At 62.4% G+C, this 510-nt stretch carries 1 protein-coding gene; it reads right to left on the bottom strand.

Features of this window, described 5'->3' with window-relative positions; genetic code table 11:
- Positions 1-510 (bottom strand): FUSC family protein (locus tag F8N66_RS31395; RefSeq protein ID WP_191623079.1); only part of this gene is annotated, 510 nt, incomplete at both ends.

Here is a 510-nt window from a genome sequence, read left to right as displayed (position 1 = left end):
ACCAATGCCTGTGCCCGTGGTTGGCGGACTGGACAGCCCCACCGCAACGGCATACAGCAAGGGGGCGAGCAACAAGGCGAGTAACTCGAAGTCACTGATCATTGGTATCAGCAGGAACAGATACAGCGCCGATACCACCAAGGCCAGCCCCAGCCCCCTGGCAAAGCTTTGGGCGGCCAGCAACGGTCGTGGAAACGTCGCCATCAGCGAACAGAGAATCCCCGCCACGATCATCCCGCCACGCGCCCCGTCCCAACCGGTCTCGATCCAGAGCAGACCGGCCACCACCAATGCGGTAAATGCGCGGATCGCGTTCATGGCCGCCAACGTGAAGTCCAGATGCAAAGGGTTGTCCTGGCCGCGAAACATGCTACTGGCCGCACGCCCGTCCTGGATTGCGTCGCTCAGTTCAAGAATCTGGCCGAGCTGCTCCAGCATCCGCGCCTGTTCCCAGCGCAGTGCCCAGGCCAGTGAACGCAGGGTAGCGGGCATCGTCTCGGTGAGTTGTTC

The sequence above is a fragment of the Pseudomonas fluorescens genome (assembly GCF_902498195.1).
Classification (GTDB): domain Bacteria; phylum Pseudomonadota; class Gammaproteobacteria; order Pseudomonadales; family Pseudomonadaceae; genus Aquipseudomonas; species Aquipseudomonas fluorescens_BU.
This window is presented reverse-complemented; position numbering and strand designations above follow the sequence as displayed.